The organism is Paenibacillus sp. FSL P2-0089, from assembly GCF_038595095.1.
In the GTDB taxonomy this organism is placed as follows: Bacteria; Bacillota; Bacilli; order Paenibacillales; family Paenibacillaceae; genus Paenibacillus_AQ; species Paenibacillus_AQ silagei.
In genome coordinates this window covers 4,639,489-4,652,870 of sequence record NZ_CP152006.1, presented here as the reverse complement: position 1 = coordinate 4,652,870, position 13,382 = coordinate 4,639,489, and the positions used below count along the sequence as shown (strand labels likewise).

Annotated in this window: 11 protein-coding genes and 1 riboswitch; of the genes, 4 read left to right on the top strand and 7 right to left on the bottom strand. The window is 53.0% G+C overall.

All coding sequences use genetic code 11. The annotated features are described in order from the left end of the window. Positions 1–14: 14 nt before the first annotated feature. From NST69_RS19580 to glpK, 3 genes are all read left to right on the top strand, one after another. Entirely contained in the window at positions 15–731 is a 717-nt protein-coding gene (locus tag NST69_RS19580; protein ID WP_036727360.1) for a response regulator transcription factor, read from the top strand. After that, entirely contained in the window at positions 732–2,171 is a 1,440-nt protein-coding gene (locus NST69_RS19575; protein ID WP_340979741.1) for an ATP-binding protein, read from the top strand. Between the two features lie 120 nt (positions 2,172–2,291). After that, positions 2,292–3,797, top strand: a complete 1,506-nt coding sequence (gene glpK, locus NST69_RS19570) for a glycerol kinase GlpK (RefSeq protein WP_340979740.1) — start codon at positions 2,292–2,294, stop codon at positions 3,795–3,797. Between the two features lie 92 nt (positions 3,798–3,889). On the opposite strand, the gene NST69_RS19565 is transcribed toward glpK, so the two are convergent. The 6 genes from NST69_RS19565 to NST69_RS19540 form a co-directional block, all read right to left on the bottom strand. Next, on the bottom strand, positions 3,890–4,882 hold the full coding sequence (locus tag NST69_RS19565) for a 3-oxoacyl-[acyl-carrier-protein] synthase III C-terminal domain-containing protein (RefSeq protein WP_036727354.1): 993 nt from the start codon (positions 4,880–4,882) through the stop codon (positions 3,890–3,892). A 139-nt stretch (positions 4,883–5,021) separates the two neighbouring features. Then, positions 5,022–5,372, bottom strand: coding sequence for a hypothetical protein (locus NST69_RS19560; RefSeq protein ID WP_036727352.1), 351 nt, complete (start codon positions 5,370–5,372; stop codon positions 5,022–5,024). A gap of 151 nt (positions 5,373–5,523) precedes the next feature. Next, positions 5,524–5,904: a carboxymuconolactone decarboxylase family protein gene (locus tag NST69_RS19555; protein WP_051478169.1), complete on the bottom strand. Its 381-nt coding sequence runs from the start codon at positions 5,902–5,904 to the stop codon at positions 5,524–5,526. A gap of 50 nt (positions 5,905–5,954) precedes the next feature. After that, positions 5,955–7,598, bottom strand: a complete 1,644-nt coding sequence (locus tag NST69_RS19550) for a thiamine pyrophosphate-binding protein (protein ID WP_342546960.1) — start codon at positions 7,596–7,598, stop codon at positions 5,955–5,957. A 116-nt stretch (positions 7,599–7,714) separates the two neighbouring features. Further along, a riboswitch (cyclic di-GMP riboswitch) is annotated at positions 7,715–7,811 on the bottom strand. Between the two features lie 501 nt (positions 7,812–8,312). After that, positions 8,313–9,563, bottom strand: coding sequence for a methyl-accepting chemotaxis protein (locus tag NST69_RS19545; protein ID WP_340951629.1), 1,251 nt, complete (start codon positions 9,561–9,563; stop codon positions 8,313–8,315). 73 nt (positions 9,564–9,636) lie between these two features. Beyond that, positions 9,637–10,590, bottom strand: a complete 954-nt coding sequence (locus tag NST69_RS19540; RefSeq protein WP_340951632.1) for a YafY family protein — start codon at positions 10,588–10,590, stop codon at positions 9,637–9,639. Between the two features lie 134 nt (positions 10,591–10,724). On the opposite strand from NST69_RS19540, the gene NST69_RS19535 reads away from it, so the two are divergent. Continuing rightward, a complete protein-coding gene (locus NST69_RS19535; protein ID WP_340951635.1) occupies positions 10,725–11,567 on the top strand; it encodes an SDR family NAD(P)-dependent oxidoreductase in 843 nt (280 codons plus the stop codon). 81 nt (positions 11,568–11,648) lie between these two features. On the opposite strand, the gene serA is transcribed toward NST69_RS19535, so the two are convergent. After that, a complete protein-coding gene (gene serA, locus NST69_RS19530) occupies positions 11,649–13,241 on the bottom strand; it encodes a phosphoglycerate dehydrogenase (RefSeq protein WP_036727344.1) in 1,593 nt (530 codons plus the stop codon). Between the last annotated feature and the right edge of the window lie 141 nt (positions 13,242–13,382).

The window sequence follows — 13,382 nt, the reverse complement described above, 5'->3', positions numbered from 1 at the left end:
GGGTTGTTGTGTAAATGGCTGAGCACTTGAATAGAATTCTGGTGGTGGATGACGAAGAACGTATCCGCCGCCTGCTCAAAATGTATCTTGAAAAAGAAGGCTACGAGATTGATGAGGCGGAGGACGGGGAAATCGCCCTGCGCAAAGCAACCGCCAATGACTACGGTCTGATTCTGCTGGATGTGATGCTGCCGGGTATTGACGGGATTGAAGTGCTGACCCGGCTAAGAGGGGTGAAGTCCACACCGGTCCTGATGCTTACCGCTAAGGGTGAGGAGATTAACCGGGTGCAGGGCTTTGAGATGGGGGCAGACGATTATGTCGTCAAGCCGTTCAGTCCGCGCGAGGTGATCTACCGGGTCAAGGCGATCATGCGCCGTTCTTCCGCAACGGCATTTTTGTCCAAAGAGAGTAATTCAAGCAACAATATCGTGTTCCCGTTCCTGATTATTGAGCATGATGCACACCGCGTAAGCGCAGGGGGCCAAGAGGTAAGTCTGACGCCCAAGGAATACGAGCTGCTGCATTATCTGGCCATCTCACCGGACAAGGTGTTCTCACGTGAGGAGCTGCTGAAGGATGTATGGAATTATGAGTTCTTCGGAGATCTGCGCACCGTGGATACCCATGTCAAGCGTCTGCGTGAAAAACTGAATAAGGTATCCCCGGAATCGGCAGCGATGATTACAACGGTATGGGGAGTAGGCTATAAGCTAGAGGTGCCTAAATAAGTGAACTTCTGGAGAAGCCTTGTCGGTAAGCTGTGGATCACGATCATCTTTCTGGTTGCTGTCGTGCTCATTACACTCGGGCTGTTCCTGCTGCCTTACATCGACAGTAATTTCACCAATTCCGGTGCAATCAAGCGCTTGTTCATGTATACATGCATGATAGGGTTCTCTCTGACCACCTTCTTTGCACTGTTCCTGTTCACGAAGATCACCCAGCCGATGCAGCAGGTTATTGAGGCAGCGAATGACATCCGCCGCGGCGAGTATGGAACAAGACTGACCCTGGTCACAAGCGATGAGATCGGCCAGCTCGCCACATCGTTTAACCACATGGCGGAAGAGCTGGAAGAGAATATACGCAGTCTGAATAATGAAAAAGGGCATTTATCCAGTGTTCTGCGCAGCATGAGCGATGCGGTAATCACTTTCGATATCGAAGGCCGGATCATCCTCACCAATCCGCATGGCCAGACCCTCCTCGAAACCTGGAGTGATCTTGCCTGGGAGGAAGAAGAGGATAACGGCTTACTTCCGAAGGCCGCCGCTTCCAGTGAGGTGCCGCCGCCGCTTCGCCCGCTGTTCTTCAGCACCCTTGAGGGCGGGGGCGATCAACGCTCCAATGTCCATGTCCGGCAGGGGGTATGGTCGGTGCACATGGCACCGCTCTATTCCGAAGATCATCTGCGCGGAGCTGTTGCCGTTCTGCGGGATGTGACCGAAGAGGTACGTCTGGAGAAGATGCGGCGTGATTTCGTGGCCAATGTATCCCATGAGATCCGCACCCCGCTATCCATGATGCAGGGCTACAGTGAAGCACTACTAGACGGAATGGCTTCCTCTCCGGAGGAGAGCAGTGAGCTGGTTCAGGTCATTCATGATGAATCCTTGCGTATGGGCCGTCTGGTGAAGGATCTGCTGGACCTGGCACGCATGGAAGCAGGACATACGGATATGCTGAAGGCCAGGGTGGATGTGGGAGAATTGCTGGAGCGGGTATACCGCAAGTTCTCCGTCAGAGCCAAGGAGCGGGATATCATGCTGGAGCTTAAGAAGCCTGAACAGGAACTGCTGCTGGGGGCAGCCGATGAAGACAAGCTGGAGCAGGTGCTGACCAATCTGCTGGATAATGCCTTCCGGCACACTCCGGCGGACCGGAGAATCTCTATTCTGGCAGGCACAGTAGTACTGGAGGGCAGGAGTCTGGTGGAGATCGCGATCAGAGACCAGGGGGCCGGCATTAACCCCGAGGATCTGCCGTTTATCTTCGAACGCTTCTACAAAGCGGATAAAGCCCGCCTGCGCGGGGAGACGGGCGGTACCGGGCTTGGTCTTGCTATTGTGAAGAATATCGTCGAATCGCATCACGGCAGCATTTATGCCTCCAGCAAGCTGGGAGAAGGCACCACATTTACCCTGCGGCTTCCTGTCGAAAAACAGTAAACCAAGACCATGCATGACAGCGCCTCTGAGAGCAGAGGTGCTTTTTGTTGAAATCACCACATTAATATTGTTCATCGTGAAACATATATTCAAGCTAAGGCTTGCAGGAGGCTGGGCATTATGATCTTATCCTTGGACCAAGGTACTACCAGCTCACGGGCAATTCTCTTTGATACAGAGGCGGAAGTGATTTCGCAGGGGCAATATGAGATCAAGCAATCCTTTCCCCGCCCAGGCTGGGTGGAGCATGACCCGGAGCAGATCTGGGAGAGCCAGCTTGCCGCAGCCAGAGATGCCATTGCAGCAAGCTCTGTACCGGCTAATCACATCACGGCAATCGGGATTACCAACCAGCGGGAGACTGCACTTATCTGGGATAAAATTACAGGCGAACCGATCTATCCGGCAATTGTCTGGCAGGACCGGCGGACAGCAGACCAATGTGAGGAGCTGAAATCGCAGGGGATGGCCGGAGTCATTGCGGACAAGACGGGGCTTGTCATCGACGCGTATTTCTCGGCGACCAAGCTGGCATGGATTCTGGATCATGTACCGGGAGCAAGAGAGCGTACGGGCAAGGGAGAGCTCCTGGCGGGAACGATAGACACCTGGCTGATCTGGAAGCTGACCGGGGGTGCGGTACACGCTACAGACGTTACTAATGCTTCAAGAACGATGATGTATAACCTGCATGAGCGCCAGTGGGATGAAGAGCTGATAGACACGCTGCGTATTCCGCCGTCCATTCTGCCGGAGGTGAGGATGTCGGGCGGAGATTTCGGTGTCTGTGACCAGCAGTGGTTCGGTCTGGAGATTCCTATCCGGTCGGTGCTGGGGGATCAGCAGGCAGCGCTGTTTGGTCATACCTGCCTGGAGGCAGGCAGTGCTAAGAACACCTATGGGACAGGCTGCTTCATTCTCATGAATACAGGCACTGAAGCTGTGGCATCCAGTCATGGCCTATTGACTACGGTAGCCTGGGGCATGGGGGATGAGCTCTATTATGCACTGGAAGGCAGTGTCTTCGTGGCTGGAGCGGCTGTGCAGTGGCTGCAGGAGGGGCTGGGGCTAATTGTCGCGCCCGCCGACTCGGAAGAGAAGGCCAGCGAGGTGGACGAGAGTGAGGGGGTTGTGGTAGTGCCAGCCTTTACCGGCCTGGGTGCGCCTTACTGGGATATGTATGCGCGGGGCGCCATATTCGGCTTGACGCGTGGCACCACCTCCGCACATCTGGTACGGGCGACGCTGGAATCACTGGCCTTCCAGTCCCGCGATGTCATCGACGCAATGCAGAAGGATGCCGGCATGCCGCTCACCGGCCTGAGGGTAGACGGCGGTGCGGTGCGCAACAATCTGCTGATGCAGTTCCAGGCCGATATTCTGGGCAGCGAAGTGACACGTACAACCTACGCGGAGACTACAGCACTTGGCGCTGCGCTGCTAGCCGGACTTACCTCCGGGGTATGGACCCGTGAGCAGCTAGAGAGCTTCAATACGGCCGAGAAGGTCTTCTCGCCGCAGATGGAGCCGGAGGAGCGGGAACGCAGATACGGTGCCTGGCAGGATGCTGTGTCGCGCACGATGGGCTGGGAGAAGCATGAGGGCAAGCACGAAGGCAGACTTTAGAGCGGAGTAGAGGCATTAAGAACAGAAACGGCCCGCAGGCAGAAACTCTGCTGCGGGCCGTTTTTTACTCTGGAACAGAATGAACAGTAAGATTAGTACTCCATTACAAATGCGACATTCTGCCATCCGGCGCCCACGGTCCAGAACAGGACCTTGTCTCCGCGTTCAAGCTGCCCGGTAGTGACGGCTCTGTGAAGGGCAATGAACGGGCTGCTGGTCGAGGTATAGCCGAACTCATCGCCTATGTAGACTGCGGCCTCAGGGTTAATACCGGTTTTGCCGGAGACGGCCTGGATGTTCGGAAGAGACAGCTGTGAGAAGCAGGCAGCCTTGACCGATTCAGGGGCAATCCCGTTGTTGCTCAGCAGAGTGTTGATTGATTCGGAAGCGGCATCCACACAGATGGAATCATCGAATGGAATGAACTTCACATTGAACTCTCCTGCGGCAACACCGGTGCGTCCGAGCTTAGCCAGGCCTTCTGCCGGGAACAGAGAGTTGCCGTACACACAGGTGTCTGTCTGGTAGATAGAGTCAATGAAGCCGACCGAATGCTCATCGCGCTCCAGAATAACAGCGGCAGCGGCATCACCGAAGTTCGCGTAATATACCGGATCATTCTTGTCCGCATGCGGTGCCACGTAATCGGAGCCGATGACCAGGGCGCGGCGGATTCTCGGGTTCGCCATCATCTGGCGGCTGACCTGCTCAACCGAGGCGGTCATTCCGGCACAGTTGGCATTGCTGTCAATACAGATGGTATGCGAAGCTCCGTTAATCAGGCGGTGAATCATCAATGAGTTCGTAGGAAATATATATTCAGGGGTTTGGCTTGCATAAGCGATCAGGTCAATGTCAGGGCCGGTAAGACCGGTCTTCTCCAGAACATTACTTGCGGCTTCAAAAGCCATTGTCAGGGAATTCTCATCCGGGCTGTCGATGCTGTAGCGGTTTTCACGGCCCAGAGTAGCCAGCAGTCCACGGATATCAATACCTTTGTCATCAAAATGCTGAATGAAAAAGTCATTGCCGATTCTTTTGTCTGGATGGTAGATATCAATGTCCTTAATGCGAATCCCCGCCATAGTACAGACCTCCTAAAGTTTTGTTAGCTATACTTCTCACGAATCTGCTTCTTACAAAACTCTCTTCCAGCATTAGCAGCCGGTTTAATGAATGAACCTGTGCGTTTCAAGCGGCTGATTTAGGTTTAAATTGTATTTATTAAGCTTGTACGGTTGAAGTGATCTCCAGATTCTCAAGTCCTGCTTTGCGGCCCAGGCGTGCCAGCTGCATTTTGAGGATCGGGTTATTTTCCAGGGTAAGACTCACTTTCTGGAAGCCATCAGCCTTGAACATGATGAAGCAGCCTTCAAGCAGCGGTACAACATCAGGAGCGGTTACATTCAGCTTGCGGCAGTCGATCTCTAGTGCATATTCAGCAGGGCTGATCGGGTTAATAGTCTGCTGGTAAGCCTGTATAGATTTGAGCCCGTCCTCGTTAGAGAAGGTTCCCTCCAGCTCAATATTGATTACTTTCTTCGCAGTATCTGTCTTCAAAATAAATTGTCCCATGTTGATCTCTCCCTAAGTGTAATTTCCAATACCTCCAAAACGTTATTCCTGCGACTATATTCGACAAAACCGCAATTCGATTTGGGATATTTTGCCTTCATTATAACCAGATCATACTGAAACGTGCAATCAAAAGTCGAAATTTGTAGATTTATGAAGATTTTTCTTTGATTTCCTCCAGAGTATCCAGCAGCACATTAAAGGCCGAAATCACCCGGGGGGCACCGACGCAAGGGGTCAGATGCAGCAGCACGCCCTTGATCTGCTCGACGGTCATGCCAACGCGGAGCGCCATTACATAATGAACCCCCAGCTGTTCATATTGTCCCATCGTAATCAGCGACGAGATCACCGCGATCTCCTTCCAGTCAGAGCCAATCGTGGTCCGCTGAAAAATATCGCCATAGGCATTGCCCATGATATATTCGGCTAATTCCGGAAAATGCTCTTTGATCGGAGCCAGGGCCTTGGCCCCATAATCTCCTGAGAGATCAGTGAAATGATCGAGTCCGCTGTTCATGTTCTTGTTCACGATATGTCCTCCTGATAGTAGGTTAGAAAAGGTGTGCGGATACGGCTTCCTTACGTAAGATCCAGCGTGCGGTGGGCCGTAGGAGGCATTTCATCACGGTCAGTCAGCAGCTCAATTACAGCTGCCTTGTTAAGTGCCACAGTTTCTTGGATTGCGGCAGCGAACTCCTCCTGCGTCTCGCAGCGGAAGCCGGCTGCACCCAGCGATTCGGCGAATTTCACGGCATCCATCGGAACCTCGAAGATCGTACCGTCAATCCGGCCAGTCGTTTTCTCCATACCCTTAAGCGCCATATCCAGCTGCTTATTGTTCACCACAATGAAAATCACCGGAATGTCCTTGCAAACGGCTGTGTTTATTTCAGTTCCGAGCATCATAAAACAGCCGTCACCGGTAATGCAGAAGACAGTCTCTCCGGGAGAAGCCGTCTTGGCGCCGATCGCCATGCCAATTGAATTGCCCATGCAAGCAAAGTAGGCATCGAATATGAAGCTGCCGGGCCTGCGGACATTGAACCATTTCACAGCATTGAACCCGTGGCTGCCGTCATCTACAAACACGCTGCTGTTGTAAGGAATCAAGTCGCTCATCGTGCTCATTACCGAAGCCAGAGAGAGCCCCGCCAGCACGGGCAACTCGTCATTGTAAGCATTGGAGATTGTGATTTCATGCTTGGTGACCGTAGAGGGGTCCAGCTTCTGAAGATACAGTGCCAGGTTGTCCCTTAAGTCCCCGCCGACAGCGATGGTGGATGAGGACAGTATTTTGCCGACAAAGGTTGGATCTACATCGAACTGGATCAGCTGCGGCGGATGATTCTCCGGCTTCAGGTTGCAGATGGTCATGTCGCTCAGGCGGGAGCCCAGAACAATGAACAGGTCGCTGTTGTTCAGCAATTCATCGCCGTGCGAGGAGCCGCCAACGCCGACAGGACCGTGGTAGAGCGGGTGATCATGAGCTATTGCACCTTTGCCGCCTGGAGAGGTGACTACAGGAATGTTGAAGGTTTCGGCCAGCTGAACCAGTTCCTGATGGGCACCTGAGCGGTTGACGCCTTTACCGGCAATGATCAGCGGCCTAGCGGATTGATTAATCGCCGAGATGACCCGGTCATAGTTCTGATAACTGACTAGTCCCTCGCGTTCCGGCAGAACAATCCGGCATTCCGCGAGCCGCTCTGTCTGCACATCAAACGGAATGCAGAGATGGACCGGACCTTTTTGGTCACCGAGGGCGATGGATAGGGCATGGTTGAAAATCGTGCTGAAGTGATCGCCGCGTTCAACGAGCTTGCTGAAGAGGGTGGCCGGCCGGAACATATCCGCCAAATCAGCCAGGTAGGAAGTGGAATCCTGACATTGGGGAATGCCCAGCTCCTTGATGGACTGATGTCCGGTGATGAAGAGGACGGGAAGATTATTGGCCTTGGCATGCGCTGCTGCGGTGAGCAGATTCGTTCCCCCCGGACCGGAGGTGCCGAAGGCTACCCCGAGACTGCCGGTCTTCAGAGCATAACCGCCGGCGGCGAAGCCGGAGCTGGATTCGTGCCGGCCGGGGATGAACTCTATACCGTAGTCAACCATTTTCAAAGCGATGGGGCAAATAGACTTGCCTATGATTCCAAAAGAATGAGTGACTCCCAGATCGTGTAATGCTTCCGCCATATAATCTGCAACTGTCTTCAGAACATCCACCCCGCAAGTTGTTATTTGTATACGTCAGCAATAGAAAACCTGTACTCACCATTGGAGCACAGGTCTGTTGCACGAATCACCATAATCAAACGCGAAACCTAAGGCGTTCACAGTTTTTCAGCAACCTGGCTGTCATGATCCCACTTCAGAAATGAGACTGTAGATCCATGGCTTTGCGTCATTCCCTTTCGGTGAATTTTGCCGGTATGCGGTTATAAATGAATTTGTGGAGAATTTTCCTTTACAATATATTCCTTGCTCCGCTTTTGTCAATAACCCCTGTGAGAAGAAACTCGGAATTTGACGAATATTCAGGAGTGGAAATGGCTAAATATTTGGATTTTCAAACTTTTGAAAATGGTTGTCCCTGGAAGACTAAAGTCTTAAAATGCAAATGGCCGTTTAGGTTGATTAATGTGGGAAGTGAGCACAAAGCCTCATTACATTCCTGATTTACTGCAAAACATTAAGAATTCACTAGATATACAGCATTACATATTTCGGTGATAGGACTTAAGTAATAGTGATGTGAGATATTAGCTTATAGACAAGCCATGACAATAGAACGACTATAGTAAAGAAGTGCAAAGCACGTTTTTTACCCTTATGCACAATTTCAACAATTTGTGAATATTACATAACAATCTTTGTTTTGCCCAAAAAAAGAGACACCTCCCGCAGAAAATTCCGCAGGCGTGTCTCTTTGTGCTGAGGTTAAAATTTGAAAATATGAATTGTTTTTTGCAGGTTGAAGACCGCGGAGGTCATCTTCTCTGTCTCCTCAGCTACGGATTGAAGAGCATGAATCTGTTCGTTCATCGCTGCGGATACCTCTTCCGTCCCTGCGGCGGTCTCCTGGGTGATGGCTGAGATATTCTCGATCGCCCCGGAGATCTTGAGCGCGCTCTCCAGCATAAGGTCACTCTCTGCGGAAAAGGAGGCAATCTGCTCGGTTATGTATTGGACACTATGCACAATTTGAGCAAAAATGTTGGCTGTCTCCGTAATCATCTCATTCTGCACCTGGACTACCTCTTCATTGATGGCGATGTTATCGATAGCCTGCTTGATATCCGCTTCGATGCTGCGTACCAGACCGAACACCTCTTTGGTTGAAGCGGTGGATTCCTCGGCCAGCTTGCGGACCTCCTGGGCAACAACGGCGAACCCGCGGCCATGCTCGCCTGCACGGGCGGCTTCAATAGAAGCATTGAGCGACAGCAGATTGGTCTGTTCAGCAATTTCGGTAATCGTCTTGGTAATCATCGTAATGCCTCGTGCGTTATGCGATAGGGCTTCGATAGTATCCGCCACCTTCTGGGTAGCCTGGATGTTCTTGCGCATGCCTTCGGCTTGGGTATCCACCGATTGCCGTCCCTGTTCTACCAATTCCAGCGTATGTACAGACCTTTTATTCATTTCCTTGGTGGAATTCGTATAATTGGAGACTTTGATTTCGATATCCTTGATCGATTCGGTCATATCAGCGATATCCACCGAGATTTCGTTAGCACCGAGGGCCAGTTCATTGGAGGAGGAGGCCACCTGCGCCATGACAAACTTCAGGTTCTGATTCTTGTCTTCAATCCCGCGGCTGGCGTCCATAACCTGACGGGTAATCTGTGAGGCATCGGTGAGGATTTTTTTGAGCTTGTCAATCATGGTGTTGAAGGAGCGGCTGATGTCGCCCATGGAGCCATTCTCATCGGCACGGCTGGTGAAGTCGCCTTTGGCAATCGTGTGCGTCACATTGGAGATATCCTCAAATGAAGATGTAAGCGTTCTCTCAATGAAGCGCGCAAGCGGGTAAGTCAGCGCTGCCAGGACGGCGACAAGAATAATGCCGATGAACAGCCTGTCCATGAGGATTAGCGTGATTAAGACAGGGACAGCGAATAAAGCGGCAACCAGGTAACATCCGGTGACGATTTTTTGTTTCAACGGCAGCTTGTTCATCCAGTCCATAATGTAAAGTCCCCCTATAAATAATAATGTGTATTGTAATATTATAGGGGATACTAGTGCATTTGGTCTATTATTAAAAATCGTATAATGCTGCCGCTTCACGCAGAGCCGCAGCAACCGTATCCGCAAGCTCAGGCGGTGCCGTCACCTTGATACCCTGACCCAGGGACAGGATGATCCGGCACGCAGACTCCGGCGTGTTGAACTCGGCCTCGGCCCTGATCCAGCCCGGGGCCTCAGCAGGCTCCTGGTGCAACAGGGCGACGTATCGCTCCTTCTGCAGCTCCTTCATCGTTTGCTCTCTTACAAGAAGGCTGGAGGGGTACCTGGGCAAGGCAGACTTGAATGCGGCGGTGGAGGTCTCCCAGTACTCAGACAGGTGGAAATCCTCCGGCTGCTCAAAAGACTCATCTGTGACTTTGGCCTCAGTGATTCTGGAGACCCTGTAGGTCCGCAGCTCGCTGTCATGCCCCGCGACCAAGTACCAGACGCCGCGCTTGACTACCAGCCCCAGCGGTGCAACCAGCCGCTCGGCGGCGTCCTCCCCGCGCAGATAGGTGATGCTCACCTTGCGGTTCTCCCATAAGGCTCCCTGCAAAGCGGATAGGCAGGGATAGGTCTCCCCGGAGGGATGCCACCCGGCTCCGTCGATGTGAATCCGCTGGCTGAGGAAGCTGAAGGGGGTGACTGGCTGCCGGGTAGCGACGGCCTGCAGCTTGCGGGCGGCCGAGGAGAACTCCTCCTGAATGCCCAGAGCGTGCAGAATCGCCGGATCAGCGGGCACCAGCAGCGCGGCAATCTCCTTGGTGTTCATTCCGGTCAGGGAATTCCGGTAGCCTTCAGCCAGCTTCCAGCCGCCTTCCCGGCCGCGCTCCGCCAGCACGGGGATGCCGGAGAAGCTTAGTGCCTCCATATCCCGGAAGATTGTACGTTCGGATACCTCCAGCGTTTGCGCCAGCTCTTTGGAGCTGATTTTCCCGCGGCTCTGTAAGAGTTGAACGATAGTGATCAGGCGATCCGCTCTCATTCTGCAACCTCCCTTGAATGTATTATTTATATATGTCAATGGTTGTCATGTATAAGGTATATATTAGACAAGAGTACGGATTAGCGCAAATGATCATCTAATCCGGGCATGATAGATGAAAGGGAGCGGATCAAATGACAAATCTGCAAGGGAAAGTGGCATTGGTAACAGGCGGGAGCAGGGGAGCGGGCAGAGGCATTGCACTGGAGCTGGCGAAGGCTGGTGTCTATGTATACATTACGGGCAGGAATGCCGGTATGCCGCAGGAGGGACAGGCAAGAACGCTTGAAGGGGTGCTGGCTGAGATCCGCCGCTTAGGCGGGGACGGAGCCGTGATCCGCTGTGATCATACCAATGACAGCGAGACAGAGGCCGTAATCCGGCAGATTAGCGCTGAGCAGGGCAGACTGGATATTCTGGTCAATAACGTCTGGGGCGGCAATACTCTCCCTATCGAGAATGAACCGTTCTGGGAGCAGCCGGTGCAGCATTGGGATCATATGTTCACTGCGGGTGTGAGGGCGCAGCTAATGACTAATTATTATGCTGTACCCCTGATGCGCAGGGAAGGAGCGGGGGCGGGTAAATTAATCGTCCATACAACCTTCTGGGACGAGTACAAGTACACGGGGAACTTCTATTATGATCTGTCCAAAAATGCACTGGTGCGCATGGCCTACGGATTATCCCTAGAGGTGGCTGCGGATGGCATCGCGGTGATTCCCGTCTCTCCCGGCTGGATGCGGACCGAGCTGGTCCTGGACAGCTTCGGCACAGATGAGGAGCACTGGCAGGAGGAGGAGGGGCTTCAGACCACTGAATCAACCGCTTATATCGGACGGGCAGTTGCAGCGCTTGCTGCTGATCCTGAAGTGATATCCATGACTGGCACTCCCCAGAAGGTAGGGGACCTGGCACGGAAATATGGCTTTACGGACACCGATGGCCGGCAGGTGCCAGCCTACCGGATTTCATAGTATAACGCAAAAACACTCTTTGGAAGTGCGCGGCCTGGGGCCTGCACTCCCGAAGAGTGTTTTATTGTGAAGAAATAAGAATTAGAGCAGAATGATCTCCTCAGCGGTGTTGATCTCCGGCAGTCCGGCCAGCTTCACCAGGACCTCCTTCGGCACACCCTTATCAACGGTCAGTAGCATAATGGCAGCTCCGCCGATGATCGTACGGCCAACCTGCATGGATGCGATATTGACGCCGTTCTCGCCAAGCAGGGTGCCGACGAGTCCGATAATACCCGGCTTGTCATTATGCGAGATCACAACCTGATGGCCTTCCGGAGCAATATCGACCGGGAACTTGTTGACCTTAACAATCCGTTCGCCATAGCCCTGCAGCAGGGTACCGGCGACCAGACGCTCTTCATCATGCTCAGCCTTGAGTGTTACCGTGATGAGGTTGGTGAAGCCTTTGGTTTTGGAAGCCTTGGTCACCACTACATTCACATCACGGGTCTTCGCCAGATGCATCGAGTTGACGATGTTCACATCTCCGGCAAAGTGGCGGGTGAGCACACCTTTGACGACATAGCGGGTAAGCGGCTGGGTATCCACATCCGAGAGATCACCGGCATATTCCACATGGATCTCGCGGATCGCTCCGTCCGTAATCTGCGTAGCGAAGCTGCCCAGCTTCTCGCCGAGGGTGAAGTACGGCTGCAGCTTGTTCATCACGCTAGGTGCAACCGGCGGAATGTTCACCGCGTTGATGAACGGTTCGTTGCGCAGGATATGAAGGACCTGCTCGGATACATCGATGGCTACGTTCTCCTGGGCTTCAATCGTCGAAGCGCCCAGATGCGGAGTCACGATAATCTTCGGATGTGTAAGGAACGGGTGGTCTGCTTCAGGCGGCTCCTTCTCGAAGACGTCGAACGCAGCACCGGCTACAATACCGCTGTCAATCGCTTCTACCAGCGCCATTTCATCGATGACACCGCCGCGGGCACAGTTGATGATGCGCATGCCTTTTTTCATCACTTCGAATTGCGGACGGGAGATCATGTGGCGGGTCTCCGGGGTGAGCGGTGTGTGAACGGTGATGAAGTCTGCACCGCGCACAATGTCGTCTACCGAAGCCAGCTTCACTTCCATTTTCTCTGCACGGTCAGCTGTCAGGAACGGGTCATAGGCCAGGATGCTCATGCCGAAGGCTTTGGCGCGCTTGGCCACCTCGCTGCCGATCCGGCCCATGCCGAGTACGCCCAGTGTCTTGCCGCGCAGCTCTACGCCGAGGAAGGTTTTTCTGTCCCATACGCCGGAAATCGTCTTCGCGTAGGCTTGAGGAATATGACGGGCCAAGGCCATCATCATGGCAAAAGCATGTTCACAGGTCGTAATGGTATTGCCGTCCGGAGCATTGATAACGACTACACCGCGCTGCGTGGCGGACTCCAGCTTGATGTTGTCCACGCCGACTCCGGCCCGGCCGATAACCTTGAGATTAGTACCGGCGGCGATAATTTTGTCCGTCACGGTAGTCTGGCTGCGAACGAGTAAGCCGTCATATTCGCCAATGATTGCAACTAGCTCATCTTCACTTAGTCCTGTTTTCTTGTCTACAGTCACATCGCTTGCGTCCATCAATTGCTGAATGCCCAAATCGCTGATCGGATCCGATACTAATACTTTAAACATGGTCTCTTGTCCTCCTTCAAATGGGAAAGCTATTGTATATGCCAAGGATCACCGGGTAAGGCAATCCGCAGTACCAGAACTTACAAGAGCGTAATAAGCAGCTTGACAACGGGGTAACGCGCTGTCGCACAAAAGAAACAG

Excerpts from the sequence above, each read along its gene's own strand:
- glpK (WP_340979740.1), top strand. The coding sequence starts at position 2,292 with ATGATCTTATCCTTGGACCAAGGTACTACCAGCTCACGGGCAATTCTC.
- NST69_RS19580 (WP_036727360.1), top strand. The coding sequence starts at position 15 with ATGGCTGAGCACTTGAATAGAATTCTGGTGGTGGATGACGAAGAACGT.
- NST69_RS19540 (WP_340951632.1), bottom strand. The coding sequence starts at position 10,590 with ATGAGAGCGGATCGCCTGATCACTATCGTTCAACTCTTACAGAGCCGC.
- NST69_RS19545 (WP_340951629.1), bottom strand. The coding sequence starts at position 9,563 with ATGGACTGGATGAACAAGCTGCCGTTGAAACAAAAAATCGTCACCGGA.
- NST69_RS19560 (WP_036727352.1), bottom strand. The coding sequence starts at position 5,372 with ATGGGACAATTTATTTTGAAGACAGATACTGCGAAGAAAGTAATCAAT.
- NST69_RS19535 (WP_340951635.1), top strand. The coding sequence starts at position 10,725 with ATGACAAATCTGCAAGGGAAAGTGGCATTGGTAACAGGCGGGAGCAGG.
- serA (WP_036727344.1), bottom strand. The coding sequence starts at position 13,241 with ATGTTTAAAGTATTAGTATCGGATCCGATCAGCGATTTGGGCATTCAG.
- NST69_RS19565 (WP_036727354.1), bottom strand. The coding sequence starts at position 4,882 with ATGGCGGGGATTCGCATTAAGGACATTGATATCTACCATCCAGACAAA.